Annotated in this window: 15 protein-coding genes and 1 pseudogene; 10 read left to right on the top strand and 6 right to left on the bottom strand. The window is 48.4% G+C overall.

All coding sequences use genetic code 11. The features are described from left to right. Positions 1 to 122: 122 nt before the first annotated feature. The 3 genes from AC0J20_RS04285 to AC0J20_RS04295 are packed head-to-tail and all read left to right on the top strand — an operon-like array spanning position 123 to position 2,304. Entirely contained in the window at positions 123 to 314 is a 192-nt protein-coding gene (locus tag AC0J20_RS04285; protein WP_229530512.1) for a PepSY domain-containing protein, read from the top strand. Beyond that, positions 311 to 985, top strand: coding sequence for a response regulator transcription factor (locus AC0J20_RS04290; RefSeq protein ID WP_229530511.1), 675 nt, complete (start codon positions 311 to 313; stop codon positions 983 to 985). The genes AC0J20_RS04285 and AC0J20_RS04290 overlap by 4 nt, the downstream gene beginning before the upstream one ends. Then, positions 982 to 2,304 (top strand): ATP-binding protein, encoded by a 1,323-nt coding sequence (locus AC0J20_RS04295; RefSeq protein ID WP_473020745.1) that lies wholly within the window; start codon positions 982 to 984, stop codon positions 2,302 to 2,304. The genes AC0J20_RS04290 and AC0J20_RS04295 overlap by 4 nt, the downstream gene beginning before the upstream one ends. Positions 2,305 to 2,328: 24 nt before the next feature. On the opposite strand, the pseudogene AC0J20_RS04300 reads toward AC0J20_RS04295, so the two are convergent. From AC0J20_RS04300 to pdsO, 3 genes and pseudogenes are all read right to left on the bottom strand, one after another. Next, positions 2,329 to 2,937, bottom strand: a pseudogene (locus tag AC0J20_RS04300) (class GN sortase). Further along, complete coding sequence (locus AC0J20_RS04305; protein ID WP_473020746.1) at positions 2,930 to 5,059, bottom strand: VIT domain-containing protein; 2,130 nt, start codon at positions 5,057 to 5,059, stop codon at positions 2,930 to 2,932. Before AC0J20_RS04305 ends, AC0J20_RS04300 begins: the two are co-directional and overlap by 8 nt. 10 nt (positions 5,060 to 5,069) lie before the next feature. Then, entirely contained in the window at positions 5,070 to 5,840 is a 771-nt protein-coding gene (pdsO, locus tag AC0J20_RS04310) for a sortase-associated OmpA-like protein PdsO (RefSeq protein ID WP_473020747.1), read from the bottom strand. 274 nt (positions 5,841 to 6,114) lie between these two features. On the opposite strand from pdsO, the gene AC0J20_RS04315 reads away from it, so the two are divergent. The 4 genes from AC0J20_RS04315 (at position 6,115) to AC0J20_RS04330 (ending at position 9,993) form a co-directional block, all read left to right on the top strand. After that, positions 6,115 to 6,252 carry a hypothetical protein gene (locus AC0J20_RS04315; RefSeq protein ID WP_229530505.1) on the top strand — a complete coding sequence of 46 codons (138 nt, stop codon included), beginning with the start codon at positions 6,115 to 6,117 and terminating at the stop codon, positions 6,250 to 6,252. Positions 6,253 to 6,269: 17 nt separating this feature from the next. Next, on the top strand, positions 6,270 to 6,962 hold the full coding sequence (pdsR, locus tag AC0J20_RS04320; protein WP_473020748.1) for a proteobacterial dedicated sortase system response regulator: 693 nt from the start codon (positions 6,270 to 6,272) through the stop codon (positions 6,960 to 6,962). A gap of 23 nt (positions 6,963 to 6,985) precedes the next feature. Then, positions 6,986 to 9,136, top strand: a complete 2,151-nt coding sequence (gene pdsS, locus AC0J20_RS04325) for a proteobacterial dedicated sortase system histidine kinase (protein ID WP_473020749.1) — start codon at positions 6,986 to 6,988, stop codon at positions 9,134 to 9,136. A gap of 86 nt (positions 9,137 to 9,222) precedes the next feature. Next, entirely contained in the window at positions 9,223 to 9,993 is a 771-nt protein-coding gene (locus AC0J20_RS04330; RefSeq protein WP_473020750.1) for a type 2 periplasmic-binding domain-containing protein, read from the top strand. Here the strand turns inward: AC0J20_RS04330 and AC0J20_RS04335 are convergent. Continuing rightward, positions 9,990 to 11,051, bottom strand: coding sequence for an AI-2E family transporter (locus tag AC0J20_RS04335; RefSeq protein ID WP_229530501.1), 1,062 nt, complete (start codon positions 11,049 to 11,051; stop codon positions 9,990 to 9,992). The genes AC0J20_RS04330 and AC0J20_RS04335 overlap by 4 nt on opposite strands. A gap of 152 nt (positions 11,052 to 11,203) precedes the next feature. Here AC0J20_RS04335 and folX point away from each other — a divergent pair, with 152 nt between their 5' ends. Together folX and AC0J20_RS04345 are read left to right on the top strand one after the other, a co-directional pair. Next, complete coding sequence (gene folX / locus AC0J20_RS04340) at positions 11,204 to 11,569, top strand: dihydroneopterin triphosphate 2'-epimerase (protein ID WP_229530500.1); 366 nt, start codon at positions 11,204 to 11,206, stop codon at positions 11,567 to 11,569. Between the two features lie 2 nt (positions 11,570 to 11,571). Then, on the top strand, positions 11,572 to 12,492 hold the full coding sequence (locus AC0J20_RS04345) for a TIGR01777 family oxidoreductase (protein ID WP_473020751.1): 921 nt from the start codon (positions 11,572 to 11,574) through the stop codon (positions 12,490 to 12,492). Positions 12,493 to 12,511: 19 nt separating this feature from the next. Here the strand turns inward: AC0J20_RS04345 and AC0J20_RS04350 are convergent, their stop codons facing one another. Further along, complete coding sequence (locus AC0J20_RS04350) at positions 12,512 to 12,856, bottom strand: MerR family transcriptional regulator (protein ID WP_473020752.1); 345 nt, start codon at positions 12,854 to 12,856, stop codon at positions 12,512 to 12,514. Between the two features lie 83 nt (positions 12,857 to 12,939). On the opposite strand from AC0J20_RS04350, the gene AC0J20_RS04355 reads away from it, so the two are divergent. Next, entirely contained in the window at positions 12,940 to 13,815 is an 876-nt protein-coding gene (locus AC0J20_RS04355) for an alpha/beta hydrolase family protein (protein WP_473020753.1), read from the top strand. A gap of 37 nt (positions 13,816 to 13,852) precedes the next feature. Here AC0J20_RS04355 and AC0J20_RS04360 read toward each other — a convergent pair whose 3' ends face one another. After that, positions 13,853 to 18,316: a S8 family serine peptidase gene (locus tag AC0J20_RS04360; protein WP_473020754.1), complete on the bottom strand. Its 4,464-nt coding sequence runs from the start codon at positions 18,314 to 18,316 to the stop codon at positions 13,853 to 13,855. Positions 18,317 to 18,351: the final 35 nt, after the last annotated feature.

The following is an 18,351-nucleotide window of genomic DNA, read 5'->3' on the forward strand; positions in this document are numbered from 1 at the left end:
CATAAGTTAACGCGCCCGGTGGCGAGTTTAATTCACCAGGTAACCTGAATTTTTCGGACAAATTAATGCAGTTTTTGAGGTATATAACGCTTTTCACAATGTTGTTTTTCGGCTTTCAGAGCATGGCGTCTGAATCTGCCGGCAGCAAAGCGGAAGCGGCTAAATTGGCGCAGCGCCAGGTATCTGGACGGGTGCTGAAAGTAGAAAAGTACGGTGATAAATACCGGGTTAAAATATTGCAAAGCTCGGGCCGCGTCATTTTTATTGAAATCAACAGACGCGCCGAAGAAGGACAAGAAGGACGTAGCACATGAGAATATTAATTGTTGAGGACGACGCCCGACTACTGACTCAGTTAGACCAACTGATGCAAAAGCAAGGATACAGTGTTGATTTGGCTGACGACGGCAAAAAAGCGCAATTTTTATTTGAAGAATACCCCTACGACGCTGCCATTGTTGACGTAGGCTTACCAGAAATCGATGGTTTTGAGCTGTTAAAACGCATTCGTCAAAAGCAAATCAGTTGCCCGGTACTGATTCTTACAGCCCGGGATCGCTGGCAGGAAAAGGTAGAAGGCCTGGATGCTGGCGCCGATGACTACCTGACTAAACCCTTCCAGGAAGAGGAACTACTGGCCAGAGTTAACGCCCTGATAAGACGTTCGTCTGGGCAATCCAGTCCGAAAGTGGAAATTGGCCCAATTACCCTGGACACTGTCACTCAGGAGGTCCTGGTTGGTGGTGAGTCTTTAGATCTGACGGCTTACGAGTATAAAGTCATAGAATACCTGATGATGAACCCGAAAAAGATCATCTCAAAAACAGAGCTAACAGAGCACATTTACGACCAGGATTTTGATTTAGACAGTAATGTTATCGAAGTGTTTGTGGGTCGTTTACGGAAAAAACTGGATCCGGACAATAGTTACAAGCCCATCGAAACACTGCGCGGCCGGGGATATCGCATTAATCGCCAACTATGAAACCCATCTCGTTAAAGGTACGTACTTTCACAGCAGCGCTTATAGCGCTGCTGTTTTTTATCCCACTGATGAACTACGCCTTGCAACAGGCCTACTCTGCCAGTATTCACCAAGCCACCTTTGAACGCCTGCGATTATTGAGTTTAACCCTGATTTCTGAGTTCGAAATCGAAGGCAAAGAAGTGTATATGCCTGAGTTAATGATCCATGGCGAATTTAACCTGCCCGACTCCGGTATCTACGCGATCATCCACAACTACGATAACCTGGTGTGGAAATCCATGTCGGCGATAAATTGGCGCTGGCCCAAAATCCAAACCTTTCCGTTACCCGGAAAATCGCAGTTTGTGGTGATACCCGATGACGAAAACAAAATAACCTACTTTCGCTACAGCTACACTGCCGAGTTTGAAACTGACCTGGGGCTTTCCCCGGTAGCTTTTCATGTGTTTATGGATAAGGCCACCTACGATGAAGAAATCGCACGCTTTGAATCGACCTTGTTAAACTGGTTGGGCATTATTGCTGCACTCTTGCTTCTGTTATTGCTCTTCACCCTGAATACCGCGTTGCGGCCTATCAATAAACTGGTTAATGAAATCGCCAGTATCAAAAAAGGCAGCCACACCCGCATCACCCACCAATATCCTCCGGAACTGGAAACCTTAAAAAACAATCTGAACCATTTACTCAGCACCGAGGAAAATCAAAGAGAGCGCTATAAAAACAGTTTAGGTGATTTGGCCCACAGTCTGAAAACCCCGCTGGCCGTGTTGTCCGGACTTCGGAATTTGCCGGACGAAGGCAGAGAGCCGGTCACCCAAATCGATCAGATCATTCAACGCCAATTAAAACGCGCTGTCGCCGGTGCCGGTAGCCGTTGGAACCAGAGCACCCCAGTGAACACTGTGATTGAAAAACTCACTATTGCTATGGAAAAAGTATACGCAGATAAATTCATTCTTATCGAGCACGACATCGCCCCCAATACTGAGTTTTGCGGTGATGCCACGGATCTGATGGAATTGCTGGGGAACCTGATGGATAACGCCTGTAAAGCCGCGAAACAAAGGGTACTGATAGAAGTCCGGCAAACGGATAAGTACCTTGAGCTATCTGTCAGTGATGACGGTCCGGGTATCCCCGAAGACAAACAACACCTGTTGTTAGAACGGGGCAAACGCCTGGATAGTTACGAATCCGGTCAGGGCATTGGTATGGCCATCGTTTCTGACCTGGTGTCAGCCTACGAGGGCCAGTTAGCCATGGGCACATCAGAATTTCAGGGTGCCAGGATTACAGTAACATTCCCGCGCTGATGCAATACCATGCATCAGCCCAAATTACTCACTAATTTTATTCGCAGTCACGATAAATCTCATGTCAGTACCTGCCTGTACAGAATTAAAGGGATAGCAGGTGATTAGTGTCAGAGTACTCGACAAGGTTTCTTCGACAACATCCGCCTGAGATTCATGGGCAATTCGAACCGCATCGACGCGATACAAGGTTTAACCGTATCGGGTTTCCACTTCAATCAATTCGCCAGGTTGTATTGCTTCCAATATGGCGAAATGGGTATCGCGATGACCCACAAATACGCTGTTGCCCGGTTGCCCAGGAAACGCTGATTGCACCAGATGACCAGGGCCAAAGGCGATAATCGCAGGAGAGCTTCCCGCCAGGCCATACAGTGGTTTGCCATGTGCCGGAATACTCAGTTTGGCTACCGGCCAGGTGTCCGCCCAGGGCCAGGGCGGAATGGGTTGTTCAGTGCGCAGTGTTTCCTGCCACGCTCTGGAAATCAGTAGTTGTGCCACTGATGCTTTCGCCTGTATCCACATACCTTGTCCGAATTGCCACGCAGCAGCGGCAATCAACAATAAGATCAACGCCTTACGCCAGGTCACAAAAGGCTTTCGGGTCTCATAATAGGTTTCACTGCTAAACATGAGTAGCTCCCGATTGCCTGAGACTTTGTTCTGACCGCCAGTGCCAAACAGAAAGGCACAATCCCATGAGCAATAAAATTCCGGCCAGCATAAATCGTCTGGGTGAGTCCAGCGCGGTTGAAGGCATTTGAGCCAACAAAGGAGTATTGTTGGGGCGACCGTTTTCAGCCAGATCTACCGCAATTAAACTGGTGTAAGGGCTGACCAGATTGTGTTGCAACGCCACTTGCAGAATCTTTTGCTGGTATGGCGCCGTATCGCTGCTGGCATCGAAAACCATGAACCGCTGCTTCGCCAACAGGTCCTGAATTTTTTGTTGTGCCCAGTACTTTGCCACACCGGGTCGGTCCGGCAAATAATCCAGGGTCAACGTCTGTTGCCAGGCGGCTTCACCCAGCACACCGGTAAAATGCACATCGGTTACCGCTGTCGGCGATTGATAGGCAATAACGATGGGCTCACCATAATACAGATCAGGTATACGTTCAGGATAAAACGCCATTGCCACGTCAGATTGCAAGTTGATGTCGGTCAACGCCGGCTGTGCTAACTTTTTAAGTAGCTCCCGCATCCGCTGCTCGATTTGTTGTGGCGAGGAGATGTAGGTATAGGTTCCCCTGCCAGCCTGTGCTGCCTGCACCATAAAATAACTGTTTGGCGCGGCGCCAATACCCACGGTAAACAGCCGGGTCTCACCAAGCCGGGACTGAATCTCGGTAAGAATACTGTTTTCGTAACCGATAGCACCGTCAGTGATAAACACGATTTGCTGTAAAGCTTGCGTAGCATGTTGGGTCAGCAGTGCCAGATCGATCGCCTCGTATATGTTCGTCCCGCCATCCGCTTTTAAGCGGGTGACAAAATCTTTAGCGGCCTGCTTACTGGTCGCATTTGCAGCGCGCGGTGAACCCCACAACGAAGTTGCCGCTGAGTTGAATTCAATAATGTTAAAAGCATCGAGTTCAGTTAACTCATCAATCGCCAGTAACAATGCCTTTTTAGCCTGTTCTATGGCCTGTCCGCCCATAGACGAAGAGGTATCAATAACCAGCGTGATTTCTCGTGACAAGGGCATACGCGCGGATTCCTGACCCGGTAACAGCATTAGTAATCCATATTCGCCATCTGGCAAAGCTTCCCGGTAATGCAAAACTGTCGGCTGCGGATTTTGGTAGCGCCAGAGCAATTCAAAATCCCGATCAGCAATACTGGCTTGTGCGAGGTTGATTGCATAGCGATACCCGCCGCTTTGTTCTGTCCGGATTGGAAAGTGAGGACTGTTCAGGTAGGCCAGTTCAGCCTGTGCATCCAGGGTCAGGCGAATATCGATATCAGGTCTGTTCCGGGGTGCAAATACCGGCTCATGCGCCGAATCAGAGCCAAAGCGAGGAATAAAAGTGGTCGGCAGACGCAGCCGGAATTCACCATCAACAATACGCACCTTTTGTTGAAACTGAATTTCTATCTCGATGTCTTCAAACGGGCCAATATTGGCCAGTTGCGTGGTGAATAAGTTTGGTCGTTGCTGGCTCACCAAAGAAGCGCGTTGTCCATTTTGCTGCGCCTGTTTAAAAGCGGCTTGTGCCGCGCGCTTTTCTTTGATGACGCCCTTGATTTCCCGTTGACCTATGCGCATGGTCAGGCTGTCTACTGCCGCGTCTTCAGGCAGCGGAAATTGATAACGCCCTTGCAGCCAATCTTCACCAGGGTTTTTGAACCGCTGCACCAGTGTAGAACGGGCCACCATCCCGGAAATCTCAGTGTTGTATTGGCTGTGCTGCGACACCAGCACCATGGGTTCATGGTGCTGTTCAACTGCGCGATTTTGCTGTTTAGCAGCGTCCTCGCTTCCGGGTTTAATATCAGTGCCAGTATCGGTTGTGGTTTCCTGTTTAAAAACCAACAGCCCATTAATGACAGACAGCTCCCATTGCGTCTGACGCCGCTCGCTTTGGCTGGCTTCAGCAGATGAAGCCAGCCACACAGCCAATAACAATAAGCCCAGAAATGCTATACCTTGTAGCATAGCGGCAGAGAAAACTAATCTGGCAAAAGCCACTGAAAACCACCGGGAAATGGTGGGCGTTTGCCCACGTTCCCATTCTGAATGATTGCTGCGCACTACAATTCCCCTATTGTTTCGCTGTCATCACAGAATCATCGGAGGTCAAACGCACCACCACCCGGCGATCAAAAAAGTCATCTTCCCAGGTTTGCTCAACCGTTACCGGTTGGGCCTCACCATAGCCTGCGGTCTCAATTTGGGCTGCATTAACGCCTACCGATAACAGGTAGCGTTTAACCTGGTCGGCCCGTTTTTCAGACAACTGCAGATTGTAATCTTCATCGCCGCGACGATCGGCATAGCCAAACAACTGAACCATGAGTTTTGGGTCACTTTTCAGTTGCGCTGCAACCTTATCCAGTTGTTCGACATAGTGTTGCTCTAGCTGCCAGGAGGCGGTTTTAAACTGGATATTGGCCTTGGCTGCCAGCAGATCGTCGAGGGCCACAGGTGAACGGCTCTTTTCCATCGCGGCCACCTGCACCTGACCTTGCTGCTTCTGCAGTTGTTGGTAAGCAAACAGGGTTGCCTCGTAGTCTTTTTGCATTGCCAGCAGGGCCGTTTCTGAGTGTTGTAGTCGTACCTGTAAATCTTGATTTTGCTCTGTTTTACTGACGTCATCCCCAATGAACATTCCCAGAACACCGCCAATGATGCCGCCCACCGGTCCGGCAACCCCGGCCCCGATCAAAGCACCGCTGCCCATGCCCACCAAAATATTCTTCTCTTCCTGCTCCTGATAGGATGTCTGCGGCGCAGCATGGGCAATGCCCGACAGGCTCACGGCAGAGATAACAGATACGGCCAATAGTGTTTTTTTAACGTTGATGTTTTTCATAATGCACCTCAGTGGTTTTTGCTTTGTGTGCCTATCATTAAAAACCTCACAAATGGCCGCTGTATGGATAAAAAATGGCAATGTGGCGAGCAATTGTGGCGAGAATATGCCCCCGGCTGCGGCCTGTTAAAAGTGTCAACGAAAGGCCAAATTGTGGCGAAAAAATGGAAATTGTGACGGTTCGTCATTTAACTCTGGTTCAGGCCGAATTTTTTATTATGCTTACGGTCATATAGATGTCACTTTGACAGCAACCTGAAAAACGAGAAGAAACATGAGCAGCAAACGTCATAAAGGATTACTCTTGATGAGCTTCGTGATTGCTATCGCATTTTTGTTTTATTTAAACCTTGAGGATTATCAGGAGCAAAGACTGCATTTGTTAATCAACGATATTTTATTGTCCTGGTAACCTGAGTACGTATCACTATGTCAAAAAGAATCGCCCTGGTAGAAGATGATTTCGCCATCAGGGACAACTATCACGCGGCGCTGAGTAAACAAGGCTACGACGTACTTTGCTATGAAGACCGACTCAGCGCATCAGATGCCTTTCAACAACGATTGCCGGATTTGGCCATCATTGATATTGGTCTGAAAGAAGAAATCGACGGCGGCTTCACCTTGTGCCAACAATTGCGGGGTCTGTCCCCTTCCCTGCCCATTATTTTCTTTACCGCCAGAGACAATGACTATGACACCATTTGTGGATTGAGGATGGGGGCGGATGATTACCTGACCAAAGACATTAGTTTGCCTCACTTACTGGCCAGAATTGCCGCCTTGTTTCGCCGCACCGAACTGCTAAAAATGCCGGTAAACCAGGAAGATATCCTGGAATCGGGCGATCTGAGTATGGACACAAATCGCATGACCATCTGCTGGAAGCAACAGCCTGTTGGACTGACTGTTACCGAGTTTTGGATGTTGTTTGCCATTGCCCGCCATGCCGGTCATGTGAAAAGTCGACAACAGCTTATGGATGAATCCCGCATGGTGGTGGATGACACCACCATTACCTCCCATATCAAGCGTATTCGACGCAAATTCCAGCAATCAGATGCCAGTTTTGACCGCATAGAAACGGTTTACGGTATGGGCTATCGCTGGAAAAGTCACTAGCCTGTGAGTCGGGATACTCTGTAATGTGGCACTTTCGCGTTGGTATTCGCTTTAAACTACTCGTGCTTTCGTCATTTCTGTTTACTATTCCCTGGCTGGGATACAAGTACATGTGGGAGCTGGAAAATTACCTGTTGCTGGGACAGGAACAAACCCTGATGGGAACAGCCCGCGCAGTTGCTACGGCGCTGCACGAGCGACCTACCTTATTCGATACCCAGGCCAGCTATCAACAAGATGTATTCCCAGGACGGGATCTGTACGCTCATCGCATTGTTGATCCCATACGCCTGGATGGCGGACTCGCGGACTGGCTGGACTACAAACATCTGGCCATCAATTATGGTGAATCCTATGTGTTGGGTGAATCTGAAAATTATCAGCGCGAAGATTTGCACTTTACCCATATGGTGGGCATTTACGATGCCTACCTTTACGCGTTTTTCGAGGTCACTGACGACTACACCGTAATGCGGGACAAAAACAGTTTACGTGTGGACCGCAATGACTTTTTGCATATTGCCCTGACTGACAGGGAAAAACGCTTTCACCGCTATCTTATCTCAAATTACAGCTCTGGCTGGGTAAATGCCTGGGAGTTACCGCCCGTCAACGATTCGTTTCGCCCGTTGGGTATTGAGTCGCGTATACAGGGTCATTGGGAAACAACGGAACAGGGATACAACATTGAATTGCGTATCCCACTGGCGATGCTATCCGATAAAATTGCGTTTGAAATTAACGATGTTGACGATACTGAGGCACCTCAGGTTAAACTCAAAATTGGCACCGCTAACCCAGCACAACCGGATTCGCTGGGCACAGTGCTGGTCCCCTCACCGGAAATTGAACGCATCGTGAAAGGACTTCAACACTCCGGTGCCAGGGTATGGGTGGTGGACAAACACAAACGGGTGATGGCGCGTTCAGGCGATATTTTTTCCTCCGTGGGATTGGAGGCACGCCTGGCTAAACCGCTGCCGCCGGAAAACCTCTGGGAAGAATTTGAACAGGAATACCTGTTTCCGCTGTATTACCACATTCTCACCCGGCCACCGGATGATTTTGTAGATGAACTCACAGATGCTTACGCACTGGAAGGCCAGGACATTGACAATGCACTGGCAGGTGCCGCAGACAGCTTGTGGCGGCTGACGCCCGACAACAAGGCCGTCATTCTGTCGGCAGCACACCCGGTCTATCTGGATGACAAGGTACTGGGGGCGGTTGTTGTTGAGCAAACCACAAATGGCATCCGTAGTCTGAAAAATAAAGCCCTGGAAGACCTATTCAATATCATTTTACTGGTGATGATATTAGGCACACTGGCGCTGTTTTTGTTTGCTTCACGTATCTCCTCCCGGATCAGAAAACTGCGCAACGAAACAGAGCAAGCGATAGACGGCAATGGCAAAATCCTGTCGAATATTCCGGTGTCCGGTACCCGTGATGAAATCGGCGATCTGTCCAGAACCTTTCACAGTGTCCTGGATAAACTACAGCAATATCACAATTACCTGGAAAAGATGGCGTCACGCCTGTCTCATGAACTACGCACTCCCGTCGCCATTGTTAAGTCCTCAATGGAAAATTTAAGCCTTGAATCTCCCACGCCACAACAACAACCCTACATCGACAGAGCACAGGAAGGCCTGCAAAGGCTCAGCAAAATACTCACTAACATGAGTGAGGCTTCGCGCCTGGAAAATGCGCTGCAGGCCACAGAGCCGGAAGAGTTTGATCTGGTGGCATTGCTACATAGTTGTTCTCACGGTTATCAGTTGGCGTATCCGGAACGGACCTTTTATTGTGATATCCAGTACAAGGAATTGAAACTTTGGGGCGCACCGGATTTGTTTGTGCAGATGTTGGACAAAATCACCGCGAATGCGGTTGACTTCAGCCCCCCTGGTGGCCGCATTGATATTTCTCTTATGACCGAAAATCAAAAACCCGTTTTGCGGGTGAGTAATCAGGGCAAATTACTGCCTGAAGATATGCAGGAACAGTTATTCGACTCGATGATTTCGGTCCGCCATGAAGAATCGCAGGAAACTCCGCATTTAGGGCTGGGATTGTTCATCGCCAGGATAGTGGCTGAATATCACAAGGCGAAAATTCGCATCCGCAACCTGGCTGACCAGTCCGGTGTGGAAGTGATTTTGCAATTTTAAGCATTGCTACGTCATTGCCGGGAATCACTTGCGAAATTCGGCAAATGACAAATACTTAATGCGATAGCAGATGATCGGCAAACAACATGCAAGTGCTCAGGGTTTTATTATTTTTATCGGGTTTATGGCTGGTTTCAGTGGGTCAATGCCAGGAACCTGTTCAGGTTTACGCCGGTATCACCTATGGGCTACAACATATTCATGAGGAACAACCTGCCGGCAGAGCAACAGATGCGGTAAAAATGTTGTTAGATGCCACCGGGCAACCTTATGAAATACTGATGATGAACTGGGCACAGGCGCAGCGACAATGTCAGGACAATGGCAACTCATTGATCTATGCGATAGCCAGAACACCTGAACGCGAAGCCCACTACAAATGGTTAATACCCATTGCCGGATTGCAGTTGCAAATTGCCAGGCTCAGCAGTCGCCCTGAGCTTAGCATCAATAGATTCGAACAGCTAAAGCACTATAAAGTGGCAGCTGTGCGAGCACTATCTACCCACCATATGCTGGAGGAAGCCGGTTTTCTGGAATCTGAACAACTGCTTCTGGTTGATTCATCATCGCGACTGTTAAAGATGATCACCGCGCAATTGGTGGACTTTGTATTTTATGAACCTTCCATCACACCGCAAATTCTGGCTCACTTTGGCTATCAACAGGATCTGCTTACCGTAACAGACATACCAGTACCTGTGCCTGATCCAGTGTTGTACTTAGCAGCCAACCCAGCAATCCGGGCTGATATCAGTGAGCGAATCATCGAAACGCACCAACAGTTATTGCTGAATGAACAGTATCAGGCGTTACTCAGACAAGTGCTACCTGACTCTCAAAAGCGCCACTTTTAAGCTTGCTCCTCAGGCGCTTCGGCAACCTGATTACTGATATCTCCACCGGCCAACAGTAGTGCAATCCAACGGGTATCCTGATTGGATTCCAGCACAATTTTGCCAATCATAGTGAGCGGTACCGATAATAGCATGCCTACGGTCCCCAATAGCCACCCCCAGAAGATCAGCGATAAAAATACCACTAACGTAGACAATCCCAGCCCTTTACCCATGTACCTTGGCTCTATAACGTTACCCATCACAGTATTAATAATTATGTATCCGATAGCCACTATACCGGCGGATGCCGACCCCAACTGAATCAGAGCCAGTAGTACCGCTGGGACTGCGGCAATCGCGGAGCCAATATTAGGTACATAGTTGAGCAAGAAGGCCAGTACGCCCCACAGGAAATAATGATCCAGGCCGAGGAAATACAAAAATGTGCCCGCCAGTAAACCAGTCCCCAGGCTTACTACCGTTTTGATCACCAGATAATTTTTGACTGACGCCAGTACCTTATCGACCTGATTCATGCGCATAGCCGGATCATCCAGCGCAATATGGACCTTGTGTGGAACGCTGTCAGCTTCCATCAACATAAAAATAACCGTCAGTAAAATCAGTAAAAAGTTACCCAGCACACCAGACAGACCGGACAACAGATTGGTGGCCACGTTCATGGCCATACCGGGATCGAGATAGGAGAGCAATTGCTCTTTGTTGATCTGGATGTTGAAATTCTGAAGCTGTGTCACCACCCAGACAAACTCATTTTCCAGTTGCAATTTATACTGCGGCATTTTCTCGGAAAAATCATTCATGGATTGCCCGACTAATCCCGCCAGCATAAATCCAAAAACCACAATGGTGAGTATAACCAATAATACCGATATACCTTTTGGGATGTGGTATCGGCTCATCCACTTAATAATCGGATGGCTGGCCATGGCAATGAATATCGACAACAAAAAGGGCACAACAATACTGCTCGCCGCTTTGACCCCGGCAAGTATTATCACCAGTGCAGCACAAACTAATAGTACCTTAATTGTTGTAGGTAGACGGTTTTCCATGTAGCTTTCCCAGAAATTGTTAGCACGGGCGCGATTACCCGGGGCCTGTTCATTTTTTTGCAAAAAGTAGCAGATAGCCTTTGTGTTAACCAGTGATATTCAGATTTTATGGTTTAAAATGTCATAGAAAAAGCAGGAAGTTGATTACCAGAATGAATTTAAATCAAGCAGTTATAAGAATTAAAAATTTACGCCTACGAACCTACATTGGCATCAAAGATGATGAGATCAACAACAAACAGGATGTTGTTGTAAATGTCATTATTCACTATCCCGCAGACAACGCCACCGATTCAGATAAAATGAATGACGCGCTGAACTACCGGACCATCACCAAGAAAATTATTGCGCACGTTGAAAATAACCGTTTTTCACTTCTGGAAAAACTGACTTCAGACGTATTGGAGATTGCCAGCGAACACGAATGGGTAACCTATGCTTCAGTCGAGATAGACAAGCCCCACGCCCTGCGTTTTGCCGACTCCGTTTCATTGACATTGAGTTGCTATCGAGAATAACCATGAAAATATTGCTGACTGGCGCATCAGGCCTGATAGGCCGGGAAATCATAAAACATGCCGTGATTGAAAAGCATGAAGTTGTGGGAGTCAGTAGAGATGTCAGTGCCGCCAAAAAACGATTAAAAAAGTACTACGGGCCTCAGGTTGCCGCTAAAGCAGAATGGACCAGCAACCTGGACAGTTTCAAAGATTTGAACGAGTTTGATGCCGTTATAAATCTGGCGGGCGAGCCCATAGTCAACAAGCGTTGGACGGACGAGCAAAAACGCCTTCTGGAAAACAGTCGCTGGTTGATCACCAAACGCCTGGCTGATCTGATAAACGCCAGTGATATTCCGCCAAGAGTGTTTATCAGTGGTTCTGCAGTGGGGTATTACGGACGCCAGGGTGACGCTGCAATCTCAGAAGATTATGAGCGCATTCACGATGAATTTAGCCACCGGCTTTGTAAAAAGTGGGAAACGCTGGCGCTGTCGGCCTCAGCACATAGCCGGGTATGTTTGCTCCGTACCGGTATAGTATTGAGTAATAAAGGCGGGGCGCTGGACAAAATGCTACTGCCCTTCAAATTTGGTCTGGGGGGCCCCATCGGTGATGGCAGCCATTATATGCCCTGGATTCATCTGGAAGACATGGCCAGAGCCGTACTGTTTTTGATAAAAACCGCCGGTTGCCAAGGTGCTTTTAATTTAACAGCACCCATTCCGGTAACCAATAAGGAGTTCAGTAAAACGCTGGCCGGGGTAATTAGCCGACCCGCTTTTCTGCCGATGCCTGAAAAAATATTGCAGGTGCTGATGGGAGAGATGGCCGATTTGCTCATCACGGGACAAAACGCAATCCCTACCAAACTCAGCGAAGCAGGATTTTCCTTTATGTATCCTCAGCTTAAAGACGCGTTACAGGATCTAAATCTATAGCTCACCACGGGGTCACGGATCACTCCAGGTGGTACTCCATCCAGTGGCGTAGTTTCGCTTTTGACTGGTTCAGTTCTTCTATTCGCAGTTCAATTTCAGTTAATTTGTCTTCTATTGCCTGACGTAACCTGGGACAGCCCGGCTGTGGATTATTCACAAAAGCAATGGCAGGTTTAATTTCATTTAAAGTGAAACCGACGGATTGTGCCAGTTTGATAAATTTCAATTCGTTCAGATTTTCTTTGGAATAGCGCCGGTAGCCGTTGGCCCCTCTTGGTGGCGGCGTTAACAAACCGATTTTTTCATAATATCTGAGCGTATCTTTGCCCACGTTGGCTATTTCAGCTAATTGTTCGGAGCGCATCAGGCTTTTCCCATGTTGTCTCTTGACTACGGAGTATACTCCATAGTTTATCATGCAGCTAAGTATTTAATGGGAGAGCCATAATGGCCACTGTAACAGAGCTGACGATTACCACTGACGATTGCGTGCAACTGGGTGCCCTACACTACCATCCTGCGACCACATCAGCGCATGCCCCTCCACTTCCTTTGATCGTTCTGGCAGGAGCAACAGGCACCCCTCAGGGTTTTTACAAACGCTTCGCCCTTGCTGCCGTTTCCCGAGGTTGCCAGGTAATAACCTTTGATTATCGCGGAATTGGCCGTTCTAAACCGGAGTCATTAAAAGGCTATAAAATGAATTATCTGGATTGGGCGAGAAAAGATCTGGCAGCGGTAATACAATTTTGCGCCCGATTTGAATCTCCGCTTTATATTGTTGGTCACTCCTATGGCGGTCATGCCATTGGGTTGCTTCCCGATTTAACCCCGGTTCGTGGCGTTTGGACATTCGGTACCGGCGCGGGTTGGCATGGTTGGATGCCAAAGTCAGAGCAAATAAAAGTGCGCTTTATGTGGCATGTTGTTGCCCCGCTAATCACTCGCTTGTACGGTTTTTTAGCCTGGAGTCGTCTGGGAATGGGGGAAGATCTCCCGCTAAATGTTTATAAACAGTGGAAACACTGGTGCAGTTTTCCCAATTACTTTTTTGATGATCCGGAAATGTCGGAACTCAAACAGCACTTTGCGCGGGTAAAGTTTCCTGTCACCGCGATTAATGCCACTGACGATAAATGGGCACCACCCCGTTCCCGGGATGCCTTTATGCGCCATTATCAGAATGCCCAACTTTATATGGAAACCGTCGATTCACGCCAGTTTGACAAACAAATTGGTCATATGGGTTACTTTCGCAGTCATTGTGAATCGTTGTGGAACAACATCTTTTGTGCCATTACTGCCAACCAGTCACAGCCATAAAAAAGGCCGCAATAGCGGCCCCTGATAAATTAACTGATTAGTCGCTGGCTGCAGCGGCCATCGACATTCGGGTGAGTACCGGACCAGCCAGTGGAATATCCGCTGCATCTTTGCCAAACCACACTCGCTCTGTGACCCCATCGCTACTGCGCAGAATATACTGATACTGGGTGGACGGACGCCTTACCGCGACATCTGCTTTGCCATCACCATCGTAATCCGCCACTATCGGAATATCTTCCGACTGCTTACCAAAATTGATGCGTTGAGTCTCGCCATCGGAGCTGTTCAGAATATAGAAATACTGGTTCGATGCACGTCTTACCGCCACATCCGCTTTGCCGTCACCGTCATAATCTGCCGGGACCGGGATGTCTGCCTCATCACGACCAAACACAATGCGCTCTATTTCACCATCGCTGGAGCGTAAAATGTACCAGGTATGATTAGACGGGCGACGCACTGCAATATCCGCTTTGCCGTCGCCGTCATAATCCGCCGGTACCGGAATATCGCCTGCCTGCTTGCCAAAATTAAACCGCTGAAGTTCGCCATCACTGGAATTCAGAATGTACCAGTATTGATTCGACGGGCGGCGCACCGCAATATCGGTTATGCCATCACCATCATAGTCTGCCGGAACCGGAATATCCTCGGCCTGTTTACCAAAATTAACGCGTTGAATTTCACCATCTGAGCTGTTTTTAATATACCAGTACTGGTTGGATGGCCGTCTTACTGCCACATCGGCAATACCGTCGCCATCAAAATCCCCCGATACCGGAATGTCATTTGCAGATTTTCCAAATTGCTCCCGCAACAGCGCGCCATCGGATGACTGACTGATATACTGGAAATAATTGGACGGGCGGCGCACTCCCACATCGGCTTTACCGTCGCCGTCGTAATCAAAGGCAACCGCAGATGCACTTCCCAGCGGAAAAGCATCTTCAGCATCTGGAATACCATCACCATCGGAGTCAGAATTCACCATGGAGGTGCCCAAAAGATACTCTTGCAGGTTGCTCAAACCATCATTATCTAAATCCCCGGCCGCATCACTGGCATCTCGGGGGTCCAACTCATTAGCTTCTTCAACCTCATTGGGAATGCCGTCGCCATCAATATCGTCATCTTCAGCATCAACAATGCCATCACCGTCAAGATCGTCTGTAACACTACTGGCGGGGGCTTGCAGCAAATAGCCACCATTGATTTCCTGAGTTACACTTCCCAGGTTACCGTTATCGGTATAGCTTATGCGCAATGACAGCACCTGACTTTCCAACTCCCCGGTAGGCAGTGTCGCCATGTGATTAAACTCAACCAAATCTGAGGACTCGGTAGTCAGCGACTGCCATTGCCCGTCATCCAGTTTGTACTCTAATGAGCTGAGATTCAGGCTGTTAAAGTTGGCATCAGATGCCAGATATACGGTGTTTTGCTGACCACTAATAATCAGATCCGTAGTCACTTCACCATCCTCAAAAATAGCGCTAATCAAGCCGGGAAAAATGGGGCCCGTATTGGCGGCGATGTCATAAGTTGCACTGCTTTGATATGACTCACCATTTAAACTGGTTTGCCAGTCTATGGTCACAGAACTAACATCGCATTGGCTGGTGTTGAGATATAAACTCAGGGTATCAAATGGCCCGGTTAATTCACCGCCATTTCCGCAGGCCACACTGTACTGTGCATTGACTCCTGCATGGTAAGCCTGGCCGCGCCCGTTGGTGAAGTGAAAACCACGCAAATCCATCAGGTAGTCCGTTCCCACTTCAATCGGTTTACTCATGGTTAAACCAGCGGCATTAAATTGATACTGAAAATCTTCAATAACATTGGTTTGGGATACCGGGTTGATGTCAGATTGCAGGGTAAAGTTGAAACTTTCACTGCTGGCATAGGGGGTCATCCAGCCTGTTCCTAACTCGCTGGCAAAGCCCAGATGCAGCCGCGCCGCAAAATCCGGTGAACTGCCTGTAAGCTGCGTGAACTGTATCTCGTTTTTATCCGTTGCCAGGTAAAATGAAGGCAGCAATGTGCTATTCGCGCTCAGATCAGCAGCCACATAGGGAATATCAGTATCCGCGAAACCCGTAAGGGTAATTTCGGGTTTTTCTCCCTGAGTAAACGTTTTAAGCAGATCCTGAGTGGAATTTAAGTCGTGTACGAGCTGAACAAAGGTGTCTGAATCGTCACTGCGCAATGCCGGAAACCGGACTTGTTCCACAAGACGTGAATCAATCTTGTCCTCAATGCTTCCCAGGGCGGTGTAATAGGCCACTCTTTCTGCCGGATCAATAGAATCAAAAAATAACTGGCTGCGATATTCAACGCTGACAAACCCAATGTTTTGTGAAAATTCGATAAAACTGAAAAGGTTTGTGGTTGCGGTTAAGGCCGAGGGCAGAATATCAACCGATTGCTCATCGACAGCTTCTCCCAGACCGACAAGATGGGTTAAGTTCGATGGCGACAGGTTGAGACTTTTATTGTTATCCATAACCAATACGTGCTCTTCGTAGCCGTCCACCAAAACCGTGACGTCTTCACCCCGTTCCGGGATATTCAGATGGGCAATCTCAGAAGGTTCAAGTTCATGCTGAACACGAATATAAACCTCTGTTTCAGGTGTAAAAATAGTGCGGGTTTCTTCAGGAAAAATATAGTCATACGCAAAATTAAGCCCGTCGACACTGTCGACAGACAAACCGGCCGGATTTAATCCGTCATGCGTTAAGGTTAACCGGTATCCTCGTTCCAGCGTAGCCGGGACGGTCAGACTCAGGTCCGGTGAAATTAATTGCAACGCTGAAAAGTAGGTTGTTGAGATATTGTCCGGAGTGGCGATATCGCCGGGAGAGCTTACCAGCACGGTAAACTCAAACCGCTCCTGGCTGTTTGCCGCAACCGTAAGTTCCGTTTGTGCGGTTTGAATTTCTACCTGTTCGGGCAATCCATCAGGTAACACCAACTCAAACGTTACAGCCTGCGCACTGTCGTTTTTAATATCCACAAAAGCACTGTATTGAATTTCAGACTGTGAATCATCAACATGGCCAAACGCCAATCCGGCATCAAAAATAGTCACTGCCTGAGCCAGTGCGCCTGTGACATCCAGGCGACCATAGCCTTGTGAATAGGCATCAGCACCGATATCTATAGCAGAAGAGATCATCTTAGCTTTGATATCCTGAGGCGTGGCATCAGGAAACTTTTGTTTTAGTATCGCAGCTGCACCGGCCACATGAGGAGCAGCCATACTGGTACCGCTCAATGTTACATTTCCGCCTCCCACCTGCAATGACACGATATCAGAGCCTGGTGCAATAATTTCCGGCTTAAGTTGCTGATAACTGGCACCACCCCCTTTGGAGCTAAACCCGGATACCTGATCCTGTTTGGTACTGGATGCCACCGTAATAGCCGATAATGCAGAGGCCGGAGAAAGCGCGGCAATATCACCATAACTGCCATAGTTTCCTGCGGCGGCAACCACAACAATGCCAGCAGCGACGGCATTTTCCACCGCAACATTGCCAGGTGATTGATACTCGCCAGGTCCTCCAAGACTCAGGTTAATGACATCGGCACCATCATCCGTGCTTAAATCATCATCCGGGTCCACAGCATACTCTATTGCCGCAATAATGTCAGAGGTGCTGCCAAAGCCTTCATCATTTAAAACCCGAAGCGCCATAATGGATGCTCCCGGCGCTACACCTTGCAAGCTGCCATTTGCCGCGATAATTCCCGCCACATGCGTTCCATGACCATCAACATCCATGGGATCATCGTCGTTTTCAACGAAATCATATCCGCTCTCGACTTTACAACCTGCGCCAAAACAGCCCCCCAGGTCTGCGTGGTTGTAATCAACCCCGGTATCAATAACCGCTACGGTGATGCCAGTGCCTGTGAGGCTGCGATTTGCGCTGTCGGTTTGAGTCCAGGCATCATCTGCATTGATAATTTGGGTGCTGTCCTGCAGGAACTTTTGCACCATTCGCACAGGATGAATCGCCTTAACCACTGGGTGCTTATTCAAATGACGGATTTTTTGCCAGTCACCCTGTACCACTACAGAGTTGTGAACTTTGCTGTTTTGACGAACGACCTTGTCGATTAACTGGCTTTGTTTTAACTCACTGATCAGTACTGCTTGTGCCCGCTCAACTCGCTGACGATGCTGAACCAGTTTCTGCTGGATATGGCTTTTTGCTGCACGGCCTTTTCCTACCGCACGTTGCGTTTGTTGTTTAATTTGGATTAATGGCTCATCGTGCAACTCGATAATATACTGCGACACCTGCATCCGGTGCTTAATCTGAACATTCTCGTTGTCACTGGTGTGCAGAATTCTTGCGCTTTGTGATGATACCGGTAATTGCGTTTGTAAATCTGTCAGTGAGGATGGAGAAGCACCTGAGGATGCTGTGAAAACGGCACTGACCGCAACCGCAATTGTGCACAATTTCTTGCCATGTAATACCATTTCTTTCCTTTATTGTTGAAATTTTACCTGCCCCA

The sequence above is a fragment of the Planctobacterium sp. R6 genome (assembly GCF_055755215.1).

What these genes read in the sequence shown, in the direction of transcription:
- AC0J20_RS04285 (WP_229530512.1), top strand. Translation starts at nt 123, where the DNA reads ATGGCGTCTGAATCTGCCGGCAGCAAAGCGGAAGCGGCTAAATTGGCG.
- AC0J20_RS04335 (WP_229530501.1), bottom strand. Translation starts at nt 11,051, where the DNA reads ATGGAAAACCGTCTACCTACAACAATTAAGGTACTATTAGTTTGTGCT.
- AC0J20_RS04345 (WP_473020751.1), top strand. Translation starts at nt 11,572, where the DNA reads ATGAAAATATTGCTGACTGGCGCATCAGGCCTGATAGGCCGGGAAATC.
- folX (WP_229530500.1), top strand. Translation starts at nt 11,204, where the DNA reads ATGAATTTAAATCAAGCAGTTATAAGAATTAAAAATTTACGCCTACGA.
- pdsO (WP_473020747.1), bottom strand. Translation starts at nt 5,840, where the DNA reads ATGAAAAACATCAACGTTAAAAAAACACTATTGGCCGTATCTGTTATC.
- pdsR (WP_473020748.1), top strand. Translation starts at nt 6,270, where the DNA reads ATGTCAAAAAGAATCGCCCTGGTAGAAGATGATTTCGCCATCAGGGAC.
- pdsS (WP_473020749.1), top strand. Translation starts at nt 6,986, where the DNA reads ATGTGGCACTTTCGCGTTGGTATTCGCTTTAAACTACTCGTGCTTTCG.
- AC0J20_RS04295 (WP_473020745.1), top strand. Translation starts at nt 982, where the DNA reads ATGAAACCCATCTCGTTAAAGGTACGTACTTTCACAGCAGCGCTTATA.
- AC0J20_RS04355 (WP_473020753.1), top strand. Translation starts at nt 12,940, where the DNA reads ATGGCCACTGTAACAGAGCTGACGATTACCACTGACGATTGCGTGCAA.
- AC0J20_RS04360 (WP_473020754.1), bottom strand. Translation starts at nt 18,316, where the DNA reads ATGGTATTACATGGCAAGAAATTGTGCACAATTGCGGTTGCGGTCAGT.
- AC0J20_RS04315 (WP_229530505.1), top strand. Translation starts at nt 6,115, where the DNA reads ATGAGCAGCAAACGTCATAAAGGATTACTCTTGATGAGCTTCGTGATT.
- AC0J20_RS04350 (WP_473020752.1), bottom strand. Translation starts at nt 12,856, where the DNA reads ATGCGCTCCGAACAATTAGCTGAAATAGCCAACGTGGGCAAAGATACG.
- AC0J20_RS04330 (WP_473020750.1), top strand. Translation starts at nt 9,223, where the DNA reads ATGCAAGTGCTCAGGGTTTTATTATTTTTATCGGGTTTATGGCTGGTT.
- AC0J20_RS04290 (WP_229530511.1), top strand. Translation starts at nt 311, where the DNA reads ATGAGAATATTAATTGTTGAGGACGACGCCCGACTACTGACTCAGTTA.